This window comes from Streptomyces sp. NPDC055140, from assembly GCF_053607285.1.
Genome location: NZ_JBSGTG010000018.1, coordinates 194987 through 209691 on the forward strand (window position 1 = coordinate 194987; position 14705 = coordinate 209691).

The 14705-nt window shown below is 71.6% G+C and carries 15 protein-coding genes; 7 read left to right on the forward strand and 8 right to left on the reverse strand.

Going from position 1 to position 14705, the window contains the following annotated elements:
• Window positions 1–50 precede the first annotated feature (50 nt).
• Complete coding sequence (locus ACWFR4_RS30480) at window positions 51–518, forward strand: pyridoxamine 5'-phosphate oxidase family protein (RefSeq protein WP_453655443.1); 468 nt, start codon at window positions 51–53, stop codon at window positions 516–518.
• Here the strand turns inward: ACWFR4_RS30480 and ACWFR4_RS30485 are convergent.
• Window positions 515–1471: a LysR family transcriptional regulator gene (locus tag ACWFR4_RS30485; RefSeq protein ID WP_453655444.1), complete on the reverse strand. Its 957-nt coding sequence runs from the start codon at window positions 1469–1471 to the stop codon at window positions 515–517. The two genes, ACWFR4_RS30480 and ACWFR4_RS30485, sit on opposite strands and share 4 nt — an antisense overlap.
• A gap of 75 nt (window positions 1472–1546) precedes the next feature.
• On the opposite strand from ACWFR4_RS30485, the gene ACWFR4_RS30490 reads away from it, so the two are divergent.
• Window positions 1547–2536, forward strand: coding sequence for a DMT family transporter (locus ACWFR4_RS30490; RefSeq protein ID WP_453463790.1), 990 nt, complete (start codon window positions 1547–1549; stop codon window positions 2534–2536).
• Here the strand turns inward: ACWFR4_RS30490 and ACWFR4_RS30495 are convergent.
• Complete coding sequence (locus tag ACWFR4_RS30495) at window positions 2527–3858, reverse strand: aminotransferase class I/II-fold pyridoxal phosphate-dependent enzyme (protein WP_453655445.1); 1332 nt, start codon at window positions 3856–3858, stop codon at window positions 2527–2529. The two genes, ACWFR4_RS30490 and ACWFR4_RS30495, sit on opposite strands and share 10 nt — an antisense overlap.
• 35 nt (window positions 3859–3893) lie before the next feature.
• Here ACWFR4_RS30495 and ACWFR4_RS30500 point away from each other — a divergent pair, with 35 nt between their 5' ends.
• Window positions 3894–4592, forward strand: coding sequence for a pyridoxamine 5'-phosphate oxidase family protein (locus ACWFR4_RS30500; protein ID WP_453468823.1), 699 nt, complete (start codon window positions 3894–3896; stop codon window positions 4590–4592).
• Between the two features lie 75 nt (window positions 4593–4667).
• Here ACWFR4_RS30500 and ACWFR4_RS30505 read toward each other — a convergent pair whose 3' ends face one another.
• From ACWFR4_RS30505 to ACWFR4_RS30515, 3 genes are all read right to left on the reverse strand, one after another.
• Window positions 4668–5573: a DMT family transporter gene (locus ACWFR4_RS30505; protein ID WP_453468827.1), complete on the reverse strand. Its 906-nt coding sequence runs from the start codon at window positions 5571–5573 to the stop codon at window positions 4668–4670.
• 283 nt (window positions 5574–5856) lie between these two features.
• Window positions 5857–6903 carry an EamA family transporter gene (locus ACWFR4_RS30510; protein ID WP_453468824.1) on the reverse strand — a complete coding sequence of 349 codons (1047 nt, stop codon included), beginning with the start codon at window positions 6901–6903 and terminating at the stop codon, window positions 5857–5859.
• 160 nt (window positions 6904–7063) lie between these two features.
• Window positions 7064–7576 carry a Clp protease N-terminal domain-containing protein gene (locus ACWFR4_RS30515; protein ID WP_453655446.1) on the reverse strand — a complete coding sequence of 171 codons (513 nt, stop codon included), beginning with the start codon at window positions 7574–7576 and terminating at the stop codon, window positions 7064–7066.
• A gap of 222 nt (window positions 7577–7798) precedes the next feature.
• On the opposite strand from ACWFR4_RS30515, the gene ACWFR4_RS30520 reads away from it, so the two are divergent.
• Complete coding sequence (locus ACWFR4_RS30520; protein ID WP_165914282.1) at window positions 7799–7966, forward strand: hypothetical protein; 168 nt, start codon at window positions 7799–7801, stop codon at window positions 7964–7966.
• A gap of 124 nt (window positions 7967–8090) precedes the next feature.
• Window positions 8091–8519: a type II toxin-antitoxin system Rv0910 family toxin gene (locus tag ACWFR4_RS30525; RefSeq protein ID WP_116500040.1), complete on the forward strand. Its 429-nt coding sequence runs from the start codon at window positions 8091–8093 to the stop codon at window positions 8517–8519.
• A gap of 90 nt (window positions 8520–8609) precedes the next feature.
• On the opposite strand, the gene ACWFR4_RS30530 is transcribed toward ACWFR4_RS30525, so the two are convergent.
• Window positions 8610–9227 (reverse strand): PadR family transcriptional regulator, encoded by a 618-nt coding sequence (locus tag ACWFR4_RS30530; RefSeq protein ID WP_330280323.1) that lies wholly within the window; start codon window positions 9225–9227, stop codon window positions 8610–8612.
• A 140-nt stretch (window positions 9228–9367) separates the two neighbouring features.
• Between ACWFR4_RS30530 and ACWFR4_RS30535 the strand changes: the two genes are divergently transcribed.
• Window positions 9368–10177: a PhzF family phenazine biosynthesis protein gene (locus ACWFR4_RS30535; RefSeq protein WP_266566789.1), complete on the forward strand. Its 810-nt coding sequence runs from the start codon at window positions 9368–9370 to the stop codon at window positions 10175–10177.
• 68 nt (window positions 10178–10245) lie between these two features.
• Here ACWFR4_RS30535 and ACWFR4_RS30540 read toward each other — a convergent pair whose 3' ends face one another.
• Window positions 10246–11046 carry a CPBP family intramembrane glutamic endopeptidase gene (locus ACWFR4_RS30540; RefSeq protein ID WP_453465289.1) on the reverse strand — a complete coding sequence of 267 codons (801 nt, stop codon included), beginning with the start codon at window positions 11044–11046 and terminating at the stop codon, window positions 10246–10248.
• Between the two features lie 164 nt (window positions 11047–11210).
• Between ACWFR4_RS30540 and ACWFR4_RS30545 the strand changes: the two genes are divergently transcribed.
• Window positions 11211–12983, forward strand: a complete 1773-nt coding sequence (locus tag ACWFR4_RS30545; RefSeq protein WP_453655447.1) for a substrate-binding and VWA domain-containing protein — start codon at window positions 11211–11213, stop codon at window positions 12981–12983.
• Window positions 12984–13006: 23 nt separating this feature from the next.
• On the opposite strand, the gene ACWFR4_RS30550 is transcribed toward ACWFR4_RS30545, so the two are convergent.
• Window positions 13007–14527, reverse strand: coding sequence for a glutamate-cysteine ligase family protein (locus ACWFR4_RS30550; RefSeq protein WP_453655448.1), 1521 nt, complete (start codon window positions 14525–14527; stop codon window positions 13007–13009).
• Between the last annotated feature and the right edge of the window lie 178 nt (window positions 14528–14705).

The following is a 14705-nucleotide window of genomic DNA, read 5'->3' on the forward strand; positions in this document are numbered from 1 at the left end:
GCTTCTTATCTGACACACCGTCAGCGACAAGCCCGCGAAGGGGAGTGCGCATGACCGTCACACAGCGTCGGGGCCGAAGGATCATGATGACACCGGCCGAGCTGGACGAGTTCCTGGGGTCCCAGCGCACCTGCCGCGTCGCCACGGTCTCGCCCGACGGCTCCCCGCACGTCAGTACCCTGTGGTTCGTCTGGGACGGCGCCTGCCTGTGGCTGTACTCGATCACGCGCAGCCGCCGCTGGGCCGACCTCCTCAAGGACCCGCGCATCGCCGTCGTGATCGACGCGGGCGAGGAGTACGGGGAGCTGCGCGGCGCCGAGCTGTCGGGGGCGGTGGAGTTCGTCGGGGAGAGCCCGCGCACCGGCGAGCCCGTGCCCGAACTGGACGTCCCCGAACGGCTGTTCGCCCGCAAGAACTTCGCGATGGACGAGATGGTGCACGACGGCCGGCACGCCTGGGCCCGGCTCACGCCGGACAAGATCGCGTCGTGGGACTTCAGGAAGCTGGCGTCGCTCTAGCTCTCATTTGGGGAGCCATCTCCTGGGGAGCCCTCTCCTGGGGCGACGTCCCCGCCCAGACTCTCACCCACGCTCCGGAGCGCCTTCACCGCCGCCCTGATCGACGGCCGCCGGTCCGCGTCGGCCCGCCACACGACGTACACGTGCCGCCGTACGCGCTGACGCACCGGCACGGTCACCACCCCGTCCGGCACCGGATCGCGCCCGAGGACCGGTGCCACGCACACACCGAGCCCGGCGGCGACGAGGCCGAGCTGGGTGTGGGTCTCGGCGGCGCGATGGCCGATGCGGGGCTCGACGCCCTTGGCGCGCAGCGTGAAGAGCAGCCACTCGTGGCAGAACTCGCCCTCGCCCCACGTGATCCACTCGTCGTCGGCGAAGTCCTCCAGGCCCACCTCGCGGCGACCGGCGAGAGGGTGGTCCGCCGGCATCGCGACATCGGCGGGATCGTCGAGGATCGCCGCCTTGACGAGGCCGTCGGGGAGCGGCATCGGCTTGTTGTACCAGTCGAGCACGACCGCCAGGTCGAGGTCGCCGCGCACGACCCCGGCGACCCCCAGCTCGGGCTCCAGTTCCTGCGAGCGCAGCCGCAGGCCCGGGTGCTCCGCGCGCAGGGCCGCGAGGGCGCGCGGGAAGAGGCCGCGGGCCGCGGTCGGGAACGCGGAGATCCGCAGCTCCCCCACGACCTGCCCGCGGTGCGCCTCCAGGTCCGACTGCGCGAGCTCGACCTGGGACAGGATCCGCCCCGCATGCTCGGCGAGCAGCCGCCCGGCGTCGGTGAGGCGCACTCCCCTGCCGTTCTTGGCGAGAAGCTGCTGGCCGACCTCGCGTTCCAGCTTGGCCATCTGCTGCGAGACGGCGGACGTCGTGACGTGCAGCCCTGCCGCGGCGCCACTGACGGACCCGTGGCGGGCGAGGGCGTCGAGGGTGCGCAGGCGCTCCAGGTTCAACATGTAAGTGATGCTAAGCGATACCAGGAAACAAGTCTCGCTTGTGCTAAGAGGTTGTGGGGCGGCATGGTTACGCCCATGAGCACCGTCGCCTCCTCGTCGCCCCCTGCGACTCCGGCCCCCGCGCCTTCCGGCGTTCCTACGGAAACACCTGCCTCCGCACGGCCCCGCCGCGCCCTCGACTGGCGCGTCCGCTTCGGCGTCCTGTCGCTGATCTGGGGCTTCAGCTTTCTCCTCATCAAGGTCGGCACGGACGGCTACGCGCCATTCCAGGTGACGCTGGGGCGGCTCGCGTTCGGTACGGCGGTGCTTGCCGTGGCCATGGCCGTGAAGCGTGAGCGGCTGCCGAGGGGCCTGCGGACCTGGGGGCACATCGCGGTGGCGGCGCTGCTGCTCAACTCCCTGCCGTTCTCGCTGTTCGCGTTCTCCGAGCAGACGATCCCATCGACGCTCGCGGGTATCTGCAACGCGACGTCTCCGCTGTGGGGCATGGCCCTGTCGCTGGTGGCGCTCTCCGAGGACCGGCCCACGCGCCGCAGGGTCGCGGGACTCGGCATCGGCTTCCTCGGGGTGCTCACGGTCCTCGGCGTGTGGCAGGGCTTCCACGGCCTGGACCTGTCCGGCACGGCGATGGCACTGCTCGCCTCGCTGAGCTACCCGATCGGCTGGATCTATCTGCGCCGTACGCTGGCCGGGACCGGCCACTCGAACCTGTCGCTCTCCGGCGCGCAGCTCCTGATGGCCACGGTCCAGCTGGCCGTCGTCACCCCGGTGTTCACGACACTCCCGGCCCACCTCCCGGTCGTGCCCCTGCTCGCGATCGTCGCCCTGGGCGCACTCGGCACCGGCCTCGCCTTCCTCATCCAGTACGGCCTCGTGGCGGAGGTCGGTCCGACCACGGCGCAGATGGTCACCTATTTCATCCCGGTGATCGCGACGGCCGCGGGGGTCGCCCTGCTCGGCGAGTCCCTGACCTGGTCCACCCCGATCGGCGCGGTGATCGTGCTGGCGGGCGCGGCGCTCACACAGTCCAGGGCGCGGACCCCTCGGCGTAGCGCTCAGCCGTAACGGCGCGCGGGGGCCGGCCCGGTGGCGGACGCGACGGCGTCGGCCACCGGGCCGATGTCGTCCGCGCCGAGCGTCGACACGGTGATGCGCACCCCGGGCGCCGCCCCCATCCGGAAGCGCGCCCCGGGCGCGACGGCCCACCCGGCGTGCAGCAGCCGCGCGACCGCCCCCGTCTCGTCCGGTACGGGCACCCACACGTTCATGCCGCTGCGCCCGTGCGCCTCGACCCCGCGCTCGGCGAGGGCCGCGACGAGAGCGTCGCGCCGTTGCCCGTACGACGCGGCGACGGCCCGCGGGTCCACCGCGCCTTCGGTCCACAGTCGGGCGACGGCCCGCTGAAGGATGCGGCTCACCCAGCCGGGGCCGAGGCGCTGCCGCCCCTGCACGCGGTCGACCGTGACCGCGTCGCCCGTCAGCACGGCGAGCCGCAGGTCGGGCCCGTAGGCCTTGGCGGCGGAGCGTACGAACGCCCAGTGCCGCGTCACACCGGCCAGCGGATGCAGCGGCAGGTCGACGATCCCGTGCCCGTGGTCGTCCTCGATGAGCAGTACGTCCTTGTGGGCCGCAAGGACGTTGCGCAGCGCACGCGCGCGTGGCGCGGTGACGGCAGCGCCGGTGGGGTTCTGGGCGCGGTCGGTGACCACCAGGGCCCGCGCCCCCGCGCTCAGGGCCCGCTCCACCTCGTCGGCCAGCGGCCCGTCGTCGTCCACGCCGACGGGCACCAGGCGCAGCCCGAGCGCCGGGACCAGGTCGAGGAGGCTGCCCCAGCCCGGGTCCTCGACGGCGACGGCGTCGCCGGGCTTGAGGTGCGCGGCGAGCACCCGCTCGATGGCGTCGAGGGAGCCCGACGCGACGGCGACGGGGCCCTCCGGGATCCCGTCCTTGTCGAAGGCCACGCGCGCGTGGCGTGCCAGTTCCGGCTCCAGGGGTCCGTCGCCGTAGAGGACGGGCGCCTTGTCTCCCTGCGCGGCCGCCCAGGCGAAGGCCTCGGCGAGCGGGGGCAGCAGGCCCGTATCGGGGTTGCCGTTCGAGACGTCGCGCACGCCGGCCGGTACGTCGACGCGGATCAACTCCCGCGCCGTCGTGGCCGGCTTGGACCGCACGCGGCTGCCGCGGCGCCCCGCGGTCTCGATCACTCCGCGCTCACGGAGCGTGCGATAGGCGGCCGCGACCGTATTGGGATTGACCCCGAGATGCTGGGCCAACTCCCTCATCGGCGGCAGAAGTTGTCCCGGCTGCAGGTCACCCCCGCCCACCGCGCGCTCCACGCTGGCCGCAATCTCTGCTGCGCGCCGTCCTTCGATCGGATACTCTCCTAGCACAAAGCAGATTATGCACTAGTGTAATGGAGTTTGCAATGAGCGTGGCATCCGAGCCCGGCACCGTCGCTTCCGGGGACGCCTCCGCCTCCTACCCGGTGACCGACCGCACCGTCCCGGCCCGCATGCGCGAGCGGACGCACTACGACCGTGAGCTGGTCCACTCGATACTCGACGAGGCGTACATCTGCCATCTCGGGTTCGTCCGCGACGGCTCCCCCGTCGTGCTGCCGACCCTGTACGGCCGCGTCGGCGAGACCCTCTACGTGCACGGCTCGACGGGCGCGCGCGTCCAGCGCATGGCGGGCGCGGCCGACCCCGGACTGCAGGTCTGCCTGACGGTCACCCACGTCGACGGTCTCGTGCTCGCGCGCTCCGCCTTCCACCACTCGCTCAACTACCGCTCCGTGGTCGTGCACGGCCTCGCCCACCAGGTGACCGACCCCGACGAGAAGCGCACGGCTCTCGACGCGCTCGTCGACCACGTGGTGCCGGGCCGTTCCCAGGACTCGCGCCCCGGGAACGACAAGGAGCTCGCGGCGACGTCCGTCCTGCGCCTCGACCTCGCGGAGGTCTCCGCGCGGGTCCGCGCCGGCGGCCCGAACGACGACGAAGAGGACCTCGGCCTGCCGTACTGGACCGGCGTCGTCCCGCTCACCAAGGGCCACGGCTCGCCGGTCCCGGCCGACGACCTCGCGCCGGGCATCGCGGTGCCGGACTACCTGACGGGTCTGTAGGGCGCTCCTGTGGCGCCTCTTGGGGCGAGACCGCCCCGGTGAGCGTCGGTACGCGCACCGGGGCGTCCTCTCCGGCTACCTCGCGCGCGCCTCGCCGACGGCGAGCCCGGTCACCGCGGCCAGCATCAGGACCGTGCCCGCGACCGTCGGCACGGTCAGCCGCTCGCCGAGGAGCACGACCGCGATGACGGCGGCGCTCACCGGTTCGAGCAGCATGATCACCGAGACGGTCGCGGACCTGACGACGGCTGCGCCCGAGAAGTACAGGGCGTAGGCGAGCGCAGTAGGTACTGACGCGATGTAGACCAGCGTCCCCAGCACCTGGAGCGGCTCGGAGGTATGCGGCACCAGACCCTCCAGCGCGCCGAGCGGCAGGAGGCTCGCGGCGGCGACGGCGAACGTCAGGACGGACGTGTCGAGTTGATCGCCCGACCGGCCGTCCCGGCCGAACCACCGCGTCAGCAGGGTCATCACGGCGTAGCCGGCCGCGGAGACCAGGGCCCAGGCGACCCCGGCGGGACGCACGGCCGCGCCCCCGCCCCCGAGCACAAGGACGGCAAGGCCCGCGAGCGCGCCCAGGACGGCCGACAGCCCACCGCCGCCGAGCCGTTCGCCCATGGTCAGGCGCGCGCCGAGCGCGATGAGTACGGGTCCCGCGCCCAGGGTGACCACGGTGGCGACGGCGAGTCCGGTCGCCTGGACCCCCGCGAAGTACGCGGTCTGGAAGACGCTCAGGGCGATCCCGGTGACGACGATCCGCACCGCCTTGCGCAGGCGCGGTTCCGCCGCGGGCCGGGCCTTGCGCGGTCGCAGGGCCCGCGCCATGAGCAGCAGGACGAGGCCGCCCAGGCAGCGCCAGAACGACAGGGCTGCGGGGCCGAGGTCGCTGGCCCGGAAGACCAGCGAGGCGGCAGCGCCCGCGGTGCCCCAGGCGGCGCCGGCGACAATGAGGTAGAGGAGCCCGCGCCCGACGGACAACAGCGGTGCTGCTCCGGCGGGCGACGTACGGGACGAGGTGTCGGCTGAGTCAGCCGCGACAGTGTGCGACACGTGGATCTCCACGAGGAATGGCCTCCGCGCCCCATGGATGGGGGCGGGGCGGGGACACGGACTGTCGTCTGCGGGCAGCCGTGACCCGCTCGGGTCGTCCCGAGCCGGATCTTCGTCAGATGGGTCGCCGGAGCGCGATGCTTCGGACGGCCACCGCCCGCGTCAAGCGGCCGGGGGCGGAAGCACGAGTGCGCGTGAATGCATGATCAACACCTTAGTTCGCGCTGCCGCGGCCGGACAACGTCTTATCCGGCGACTCCGGGGACGCCTCGTTCGGGGCAGCCCTGTCCGGGGCGGCCTCGACTGCAACCGCGACGACCTCGGGCTTCGCCGGAGCCGAGGACTGCGCGATGAATGCCCCGACCAGGACGACCGCGCCGCCGACGATCTGCGGTGCCGACAGATGCTCACCCAGGAGCACCCAGGCCAGCACGGTCGCGATAACCGCTTCCAGGCAGGCCACGACCCCGGCCACCTGGGGCGAGAGCCGGCGCACCGAGAGGACTCCGGTGACGTAGGCGATGACCGTGGCGATCAGCACGATCCAGCAGAGCAGCAGCCACGCGGGCACGGAGGTGCCGTTCATCGAGGCGCTGCCGCCGAGCACGGACCAGTCCATGCCCCAGGGGCGCGCCACGACCGTCAGGACGAGGGCGCCGACGAGCAGCCCGTACGCGATCACGCCGAGCGGGTCCGGCGCCCGGTCCCCCGCTTCGCTGCCCTGGTCGGACAGGACGAAGTAGCCGACCTGGCAGCAGGCGGCGGCGAGGGCGAGCAGCAGGCCGATCAGGTCGACACTGAGGCCCGCCCACACCTCGACGACGCAGGCGAGGCCGCCGACGGCGAGGACCACGCCGAGCGCGGCGGCGCGCGTCACGGGCCTGCGCTGCACGAAACGCACCCAGCCGAGGACGAGCGCGGGGGCGAGATACTCGATGAGGAGCGCGACTCCGACGGGGATACGGGAGATCGCGGCGAAGTAGCAGGCCTGTACACCGGCGACGGCGAGCAGGCCGAAACCGGCGAGCAGCGCGGGCCGCTGGACGACCAGGGAGCGGTGCCGCCAGGCGACGGGCAGCATGACGAGCGCGGCGCCGGCGACGCGCAGCCACACCACGTGGAGCGGGTCGAGACCCGCCTCGATCAGCGGCTTCGCCGCCACACCGGAACCGCCGAAGGCGAGCGCCGAGACAAGGGCGAGCCCCAGTCCGACACCTCGCCCGCGGTTCGCCTGAATCCCCTGAGACGCATGCACCGGCACATCATGACAGCCGGCGTCATGACCGTCATCCCCGATGACCCCTGTCTCACGTGCCGGACGCACCGGGCATGACGAACGGAAGCACGACCTCAGGTGCCACGCCCCCAAACAGAACCAAGCCTCGACACAGAGCCAGGCCTCAGCCCCGAAAGTGCTCGCCTCAGCACCCGGCCTCGACACGCCGCCGCAGGCCCTCCGCATCGACCCCGGCCCGCCCGAGCACCTCGACGGCGCGGCACTCCCGGTCCGCCGCGAGCGAGGCGAGGAGGTCGACGCCGCGCGCATGCGGGTCGCCACGGCGCTCGGCACGGTCGAGCGCGGCTTCCATCGCGGCGGCCGCGGCGGGTGACCAGCCGAGCCCCGTCACGACGGGCACGGCTCCGGAGTCCTCGACCGTGCCCTGCCACTGGAGGCCGTAGCCGATGCTCCGCTGCACGAGGTAGCCGAGGAGGCGGGCGAGCTGCGGTCCGCCGTCGAAGGCCTCGCGCACCTGCGGGTCGACCTCGAGGAGCGAGTGCAGGAGATGCGCGGTGTCGATCTGAAGGTCCCCGTCACGGACGGCCCTGCGACGCGCGCCGGCCACCACCGAGGCGAGCTCGGGACTGAGCCTGGCGTCAACATCTGCACGACTGTGGCCGCTTGCGGCGGCCTCGGACGGGGTAGGGCTTTGCACATCTCCCACCTCATCAGCCCCTGTCCGGCCAGGCATCCCCGGCGGGAAGCATTTCCACGTCCAACACAAGGTGGGCACGCACGAGCGGGTTCTCCTCCTTACGGATGAGATCGCGCCTTTTTACCCCGAGGGGCGCGCGCGCCGCCTTGCATCGCGCCCCTCACGCAACCGCAGATGTACCGGAACTCGTCCTTCACAAGTATGAAGAGCAGGTGCTGGCTCGTGGCCCTGCCAGCGATCGACGGCAGACAGTACGTGTACCGGGTGTACGCACCTGACGACGCGCTGCTCGCCGACCTGTTCTGGGACGCCTGGCACTGCCACGACGAGGGGCCGTTCCCGCGCGCCTCGGACCTCTTCGACGCCGCGGTCATCGAGAAGCTCGGCTGACGCGCGGTCCCCGCCCCATCCACTTCTGACACTTCATCAGTATTGAATGTTCGAGGCCCTGCGGCTACTTTCCGCGACACCACGGCTGCGCCCGCCGCAGCTCTCGTCGAGAAGGGGTGGTCGCATGGCCGAAGTCAGCGCGGAAGCACGGATCGGGGCGCCCGCGGAGAAGGTCTGGGCCCAGCTCACCGACTTCACCGCGTACGGGGAGTGGAACGCCACACACACGAGCTTCCCGAAGGGCGCCCCCACGGCGCTCGAAGTGGGCGGCACGTTCGAGGAGAACATGAAGCTCATGGGCTTCCCGGCGGAGGTGACCTGGACCGTCGAGGACCTGGAGACCACCCGCACCCTCGCCATCAGGGGCAAGGGTCCGATGGGCGTCAACGTAGGCACCCGCTACACCCTGACCGCGGACGGCGACGGCACGACGGTCCGCATCGACGGCGAGTTCACCGGCGCCGCGGTGTCCCTGATGGCGGGCAAGCTCAAGGACTCGGCGACCGCCGCGCTCAACGAGTCGCTGCGCAAACTGGCCGGCCTCGTCGCCTGAGCCGGACACGCCGGCGAACACGCGAAGGCGCCCCGCACACTCGGTGCGGGGCGCCTTCATCTGTCGGTACGGGGCATCACCCCGAGGACGTCAGTCCTCGTCGGCGAGGATCAGGTACAGCTTCTTGCGGGCGTCGTTGATGACGGTCAGCGCCTTCTCGCGCTGCTCCTTGCTGCCGGTCTTCCAGACCTGCCCGAACGCCTCCATCAGACCGAAGCCGGCCTGCCGGATCTCGTTCAGGGTGTCCCAGTCGACCCCGCGCCCGGCCTCTTCCCAGGGGGCGTCGGGTCCCTCGTCGGCCGCGGAACGGCCCGAGTCGGTGAGCGCGAACAGCTTCTTGCCGCCCTCGCTCTCGCTGGCGATCAGGCCCTCGTCCTCCAGCAGCTGAAGGGTCGGGTACACCGAACCCGGGCTGGGCTTCCACGCCCCGCCGCTGCGCTCGGCGATCTCCTGGATCATCTCGTAGCCGTGCATCGGACGGTCCTTCAAGAGGGCCAGGATCGACGCGCGTACGTCGCCGCGCCGTGCCCTCCCACGAGGTCCGCCCCGGCCGCCGCGCCCGCCGCCGCCCCAGGGGCCCGGGCCGAAGCCCGGCCCGAAGGGGCCGAAGGCGGCGCGCCGCCCTTCGAAGCCGCCCCGACCGGGATGGCCGGGCCCGCACTGTCCATGTCCGTGTCCGTGTTCATGCTCGTGGCCATGGGAACGCATCGCAATCATTCCTTCCATCGTTGATCGGTCGCGATGCGTCAACGATATATCGGAACTGTTCGCCTGACAACCCTCGGCCGGTCCAGCTCTTCCGAATTGGCCTTGGCCTGCACTTTCGCCGTCCCCGTAGCGTCGACCCCATGCGCATTCGAATCGTGGACGCCTTCACCGACCGCCCCTTCGCCGGCAATCCGGCCGGCGTACTGCTCCTCGACGCCTTCCCCGACGACGCCCGGCTCCTGGACATCGCCACCGAGGTCAACCACGCCGAGACGGCCTTCGCCCACCCGCTGCCCGCCGGCGGCGGTGCCGACTGGGCGCTGCGCTGGTTCACCCCCGCCACCGAGGTCGACATGTGCGGCCACGCCACCCTGGCCACCGCGCACGTGCTGCACAGCACCGGCGCCACCCACGGCCCGGTCCGCTTCGCCACCCGCAGCGGCGTGCTCGTCGCGACCCCGCGCGAGGACGGCACGATCACGCTCGACTTCCCGACCGCGCCCCTGACCCGTATCGACAGCCCCGAAGGGGTTGCGGCAGCCCTGGGCGCCGAGCCGCTCTCGGTGCACGACACGGGCCGCCAGGTGGGCGACCTGCTCGTCGAGCTCGCGGACGAGAAGACCGTGCACGCCCTCGCACCCGACCTCAAGGCGCTCGCCGCCCACTCGGAGCGCGGCGTGATCGCCACCGCCCGCGCCGCGGACCCCGACGGCGCCTACGACTTCGTCTCCCGCTGCTTCTTCCCGCGCGTCGGCATCGACGAGGACCCGGTCACCGGTAGCGCCCACACAGCCCTCGCGCCGTTCTGGTCCGCGCGCCTCGGCCGCGCCGAACTCACCGGCCTCCAGGCCTCGGCGCGCACGGGCTTCGTGCGCACCGAACTGCGCGGCGCACGCACCCTGCTGACCGGCCGCGCCGTCACGGTCATCGAGGGCGACCTGCTGGCCTAGGGCCTTTCACGCCGCAGGGGGCGTACGAAGATCTCGTACGCCCCCTGCCTCCGGCACCCGCCCCGGCCTCACGCCGTGGGCAGCCACCCCACCTTCCCCGCGAGCAGCGCGTATCCGACGAACGCACCGATGTCGAGCAGCGAGTGCGCCACCACCAGCGGCCCGACCCGCCCCCACCGCCGGTACAGATACGCGAAGGCCAGGCCCATCGCGAGGTTCCCGAAGAAGCCGCCGATGCCCTGGTAGAGGTGGTACGAGCCGCGCAGCACCGAACTGGCCACGATCGCCGTGCCGGGCGTCCAGCCCAACTGCCCCAGCCTGCGCAGCAGATAGCCGACGACGATCACTTCCTCGAGGACGGCGTTCTGGATCGCCGAGAGAATCAGGACCGGGAACTTCCACCACACGTCGGGCAGTGCCTCCGGCACCACCGTGAGGTTGAAGCCGAGGCCACGGGCCGCCAGGTAGAAGGCGATGCCCGTGCTGCCGATGACCGCCGCGATCACCGCGCCGCGGGTCGCGTCGAAGAGTGGCCTCGTGCGGTCGAAGCCGATCGTCCGCATCCCGACACCCTCGCGCAGCAGCAGGTGCGCGACGAGCGCGACCGGGACGAGCGCGCTCGCGATCCCGAACAACTGCCACGCCAGATCAAGCCACGGCCGCCCTGGAGCCGCCGAGGCGTTCAGGGTCGCCGCCTGGTCCTTCAGACCCCCCGGCTTGGTGACCGATCCGACAAAGCTGATCAGCGCGGACACTCCGCTCGCACCTAGCGAGAGCGCCAGGACGAGCAGTGTCTCGTTCCGAAGAATCTGTCGCGAGAGCCGCTCGTTCGGAAAAGAATCGGCCACCGCACCCGCCTCCGCCTGCACACCTGCCTCCAGTTGAGTAATCCCGCCTCATCCCCCACCTAGCCCCGCTAGGGTCTCGAATACAGGTACGAAGATCGCGCGCGACAGGCCGGGGGGACGAAGGCCGTTCTTTGGTGTACCTCTCCCCTTCCGTCGGGCCGGGACCCAAGGAAGGGCACCACCGCATGGGACGTCACAGCTTGCCCGACGAGTATGGGACGGACGCGGTCGGCCCCCGCCCCCGCACGCGCGGCCGGACCGTCGCCATCGCCACGGCCCTCGTCCTCGTGGTCGCCGGGGGCACGGCCCTGGCTGCCAGGAGCGGCCTGCTCTCCTTCGGCGGGGCCTGCGACGGCAGGACGGTCCACCTCGACATCGCCGCCTCGCCCGACATCGCCCCCGCACTGCACGACGCCGCGGACCTCGCCCGCAAGAACCACCTGACCTCCGACGGACAGTGCCTCGACACCCGCGTGCAGGCGGGTGACTCGTACAAGATCGCCGATGCCCTGCGCAAGGGCCGGAAGGGCACCGGGGACTACGAGGCGTGGGTGCCGGATTCGAGTCTGTGGATCCAGCGCGCCGGCCTCGGCGGGAACGCCACTCCGGTCACGGCGATGGGCAACATAGCCTCCTCCCCCATCGGCATCAGCATGGTGCCGTCGGCCGCGAAGAGCATGGGCTGGCCCGCGAAGAAGTACACCTGGGCGCAGTTGACCGGCGCGGCCATGGAGAGCGACAAGCTGCGACTCGGGACCGCGGACCCCGCGCGCAGCGCGACCGGTCTCCTCGCCCTGACCCAGCTGGGCGCCTCCACCAAGAAGTCCGGGTCGGAGGGCGACACCCAGGCCGCTGCCATGGCCAAGGCGCTCTCGCAGCGCACCACCGACAGCGACAGCCAGCTGACCGACACCCTGGCGCGCGACTCCTCCGGCACCGAGCAGGGCAATCCGCGCCGCAATCAGGCGCTGATCCTCTCCGAGCAGTCCTCGTTCCGGTACAACGCGACCGCCGGCGACAAGGACGGGCTCGAACTCTTCTACCCGAACGACGGCTCGCCGCAGCTGGACTACCCGTTCGCGCTGGTCGACGAGGGCGTCAAGTCGACGGACGAGCGACGGGCCGCGATCCGCTTCATGACCCTGCTCGGCGAGGACGCCGGCCTCAGGATCCTGGACAAGCACGGCTTCAGGACGGACGACGAGGAGCCCTCGGACGCGCTGGTCGCCGGGGCTGGCGGCCGCAGCCCGCAGCCGTACGCAGCGTCGGAATCCGAGCCGCCGACGGACAAGGAGCTCCAGGAGACCCTCGGCATGTGGACGATCACGGTGCAGAGCGCCCGGATCACCGTCGTCGTGGACGCCTCCGCCTCCATGGCGAACTATGTGCCGGGCCGCAACCAGTCCCGCATGGAGGTCACGAAGGCCTCGATGCTCCAGGCGCTCGCCACGTTCACGCCCGAGGACGAGATCGGCCTGTGGGAGTTCGCCACGCTCCTCGACGGTAACCGCGACTACCGCAAGCTCGTACCCACCGAGCGCCTCGGCGACCGCAAGGGCGGCGGCACCCAGCGCGACAAGCTGTCCGAGGCCTTCAGCGGCCTGCAGCCCGTGCCGGGCGGCGCCACGGGTCTTTACGACACCACGCTCGCGGCCTACGAGGAGGCCACGTCCTCCTACCGGAACGGCAAGTTCAACGCCCTCGTGGTCGTGACCGACGGCGCGAACCAGGACCCCGGGTCCGTCTCGCGCAGCAACCTCGTCTCACGGCTCCAGAGCCTCGCCGACCCGCAGCACCCGGTGCCGCTCATCGCCATCGCGGTCGGCCCGGACGCGGACAAGGACGAGGTCGAGCAGATCGCCGGGGCCACCGGCGGCTCCGGGCACCAGGTCAGCGACCCGGCGGAGATCCACGCGGTGATCCTCAAGGCGATCGTGGAGGCGGGCGCCAAGGGCTGACCCGGGCTGGACCGCCGCACCGGTCAGCCCAGTTGCACCGCCGGTGCCGGGAGCCCCACCGGCCACGTGTGCACCGGCTCGCCCGCGTGCATCAGCTCGCAGTAGCGCCGGGTGGTCGCCGCGAGCGCCGCGTCGCGCTCCAGGCCGCTCTCCAGCGCGCGGTGGAACGTGGCCACCTGCCAGGAGGCCCCGTTGACCCGCCGTCGGCAGCGCTCCTCGATCACCCCGAGGTAGAAGTCACGGTCGGCCGCCTCGACCCCCCAGGCGTCGAGCCCGGCAGCGGCCAGCGGCAGCAGCTCGTCCCGTACGAGCGTGACGGCGGGCACCTTCTCGACCCCGCCGAAGCGGCCCCGGCGCGGCCAGTCGAGGCGCGCCTCGATCCCGTACCGGCAGGCCTCGTCGAAGTTGCGAGCCGCCGCGTCGAAGGGCAGCCGGGTCCAGACGGGACGGGCATCCTCGGCGAGGGCGCGTACGACGCCGTAGTAGAAGGCGACGTTCGCGATGACGTCGATGACGGTGGGGCCCGCGGGCAGGACGCGGTTCTCCACGCGCAGGTGCGGCATGCCGTCGGCTATGCCGTACACGGGTCGGTTCCAGCGGTAGACGGTGCCGTTGTGCAGGACGAGCTCGCCGAGCGCCGGCACTCCGTCGTCGTCGATGACGCGCAGCGGCTCCTCGTCGTCGCACAGGGGCAGCAGCGGGGGGAAGTAGCGCAGGTTCTCCTCGAAGAGGTCGTACGCGCTGCTGATCCAGCGCTCGCCGAACCAGGTGCGCGGCCGGACCCCTTGGGCCTGGAGCTCGGGCGGGCGGGTGTCGGTCGACTGCTGGAACAGGGGCGGCCGCGATTCGCGCCACAGCTCATGTCCGAACAGGAACGGCGAGTTGGCGCCGACCGCGACCTGCACGGCCGCGACGGCCTGCGCCGCGTTCCACACGTCGGCGAAGCGGGCGGGCGTGACCTGGAGGTGCAACTGCACGGAGGTGCACGCCGCTTCGGTCACTATGGACCCCGAGCTGCAGCGAAGGTGCTCCACCCCGTCGATGTCGACCACGAAGTCCTCGCCGCGCGCGGCCACCATCTGGTCGTTGAGGAGGCTGTAGCGGTCCACGTCCGACAGGTTCGCGGAGACGAGATCATCGGGCACGAGCGTCGGGAGAATGCCGATCATCACGATCCCGGCGTCCACCTCGTTCGCTTTCCGGTGGGCATAGGCGAGGCCGGTCCTGAGCTCCTCGGCGAGCCGGTCGAGAACGCGGCCTTCCAATCGATGAGGGGCAATGTTCACTTCCAGATTGAACATTCCGAGTTCGGTCTGGAAATCACGGCTCGCGATGCGCTCGAGAACTTGCGCATTCATCATTTTCGGCATGCCGTCGGGCCCCGCGAGATTCAACTCGATCTCCAGGCCCATCAGATTCCTCGGACGATCGAACCTCTCCTCCTCCAGGAGCCTCGCGAGCCCCGCCAGACACTGCTGCAGCTTCCTGCGGTAGTGCCGCCGATCGGACAGGTCGAACGCGCCCGCCACGACCTTCTCCCCCATGGAAGCGTCCCTCCTCGCATGGACGACACGGCCACCCGGCCGCTGTGTCACGGTGGATGATGCCCAGGCAATGTGATCGATAACGCCCCGCTCCCCGTCGCGGGCGAGTAGGCTCGCAGCAGTTGTCACGGGGCACATTCACGGGGCATGCAGCATGTCGAGGAGTCGATTCCACCTA

Coding starts and splice junctions, on each gene's coding strand:
- ACWFR4_RS30480 (WP_453655443.1), top strand. CDS start 51: ATGACCGTCACACAGCGTCGGGGCCGAAGGATCATGATGACACCGGCC.
- ACWFR4_RS30485 (WP_453655444.1), bottom strand. CDS start 1,471: ATGTTGAACCTGGAGCGCCTGCGCACCCTCGACGCCCTCGCCCGCCAC.
- ACWFR4_RS30490 (WP_453463790.1), top strand. CDS start 1,547: ATGAGCACCGTCGCCTCCTCGTCGCCCCCTGCGACTCCGGCCCCCGCG.
- ACWFR4_RS30500 (WP_453468823.1), top strand. CDS start 3,894: ATGAGCGTGGCATCCGAGCCCGGCACCGTCGCTTCCGGGGACGCCTCC.
- ACWFR4_RS30525 (WP_116500040.1), top strand. CDS start 8,091: ATGGCCGAAGTCAGCGCGGAAGCACGGATCGGGGCGCCCGCGGAGAAG.
- ACWFR4_RS30530 (WP_330280323.1), bottom strand. CDS start 9,227: ATGCGTTCCCATGGCCACGAGCATGAACACGGACACGGACATGGACAG.
- ACWFR4_RS30535 (WP_266566789.1), top strand. CDS start 9,368: ATGCGCATTCGAATCGTGGACGCCTTCACCGACCGCCCCTTCGCCGGC.
- ACWFR4_RS30545 (WP_453655447.1), top strand. CDS start 11,211: ATGGGACGTCACAGCTTGCCCGACGAGTATGGGACGGACGCGGTCGGC.
- ACWFR4_RS30550 (WP_453655448.1), bottom strand. CDS start 14,527: ATGGGGGAGAAGGTCGTGGCGGGCGCGTTCGACCTGTCCGATCGGCGG.